Source organism: Rhodobacter maris, from assembly GCF_900217815.1.
Lineage (GTDB): Bacteria > Pseudomonadota > Alphaproteobacteria > Rhodobacterales > Rhodobacteraceae > Rhodobacter > Rhodobacter maris.
In genome coordinates this window covers 1-1,357 of record NZ_OBMT01000053.1, presented here as the reverse complement: position 1 = coordinate 1,357, position 1,357 = coordinate 1, and the positions used below count along the sequence as shown (strand labels likewise).

Here is a 1,357-nt window from a genome sequence, read left to right as displayed (position 1 = left end):
CAGGTCGCTGAAATAGTCGGCCTCGACCTTGGATGCAGAACATGATTCACCCCTTCTCACGGCGAGAGGGGATCATGATGCGGGGCACGGACGAGACGAGCGGGTCGCTTTTCAGCTATGTCGATCTTGAGGCCCGGATCCCGGCCCAGCATCCCCTGCGCAAGATCCGGCAGGTGGTCAATGACGCGCTGGCCAGTCTCGACGCCGATTTCGAAGGGCTTTACGTCCACTTTGGCCGCCCTTCGATCGCGCCGGAACGGCTGATCCGGGCGAGCCTCCTGCAGATATTGTTCTCGATCCGCTCGGAACGCCAGCTGATGGAGCAGATGGATTACAACCTGCTGTTTCGGTGGTTCGTCGGGCTGGGCATCGACGATCAGGTCTGGGTGCCGACGGTGTTCACGAAGAACCGCGACCGGCTGATGAGCACCGAGATGTCGCGCAAGATCATGGCGGCGATCCTTGCGCATCGCGAGGTCGCGCCGCTCTTGTCGGACGAGCATTTCTCAGTCGATGGCACGCTGGTGAAGGCCTGGGCGTCGATGAAGAGCTTCCAGCCGAAAGCGCCGCCGCCCGAGGCGGATGGTTCCGATGAAGGGCCGGACGACGAGGGTCCCGGCGCCCCGCCGCCGCCAAGCCCCGCCCCCGAGACGCCCGCGACCGAAGCAAAGACCGATCCGATGCCCCGCAGCCGCCGCCAGAACCGCAATGCCGAGGTCGACTTCCGGGGCGAGAAACGCTCGAATGCGACGCATGCCTCGATCACCGATCCCGAGGCGCGGCTTTACAAGAAATCCCCCGGCACCGGCGCGATGCTGTGCTTCATCGGCCATGCCTTGATGGAGAACCGCTCCGGCCTGATCGTGCAGGGCGAGTTGACCCGCGCCGATGGCCACGCCGAGCGGCAGGCCGCGCTCGACATGATCCACCGCCACTCGCCCGGCTCAACCCGGCGCCTGACGCTGGGCGCCGACAAGGGCTATGACGCTGCCGAATTCGTCCGAGATCTGCGCAGGGCCTGCGTGACGCCCCATGTCGCGCAAAAGGCCCGGCATTCCGCCATCGACCGCCGTACCACCCGCCACGATGGCTACGCCCTGTCGCTGAAGCACCGGAAGCGGATCGAAGAGGCATTCGGCTGGGCCAAGACGGTCGGAGGGATGGCGCAGACGATGTATCGCGGCATCGAACGGGTGCAGTCGCGGTTCATCCTGACGATGGCCGCCAACAACCTGGCGCGACTGCCCCGGCTGCTCGCCGCCTGACGCGGAAGCGTGGCGGCCCGGAGGGACACGCAGCCGCAGAAACTCCCGATCACGGAAGATCCTTCTCGTCGCCTGACTATTTCAGCAACCTG

1 protein-coding gene is annotated in these 1,357 nt (G+C 65.6%); it reads left to right on the top strand.

The features are described from left to right. Positions 1 to 77: 77 nt before the first annotated feature. Positions 78 to 1,265: an IS5 family transposase gene (locus CRO22_RS18505; RefSeq protein ID WP_097071604.1), complete on the top strand. Its 1,188-nt coding sequence runs from the start codon at positions 78 to 80 to the stop codon at positions 1,263 to 1,265. Positions 1,266 to 1,357 lie beyond the last annotated feature (92 nt).

Bases quoted from the DNA above. Each gene is read 5' to 3' on its own strand.
- CRO22_RS18505 (WP_097071604.1), top strand. From the start codon at position 78: ATGCGGGGCACGGACGAGACGAGCGGGTCGCTTTTCAGCTATGTCGAT.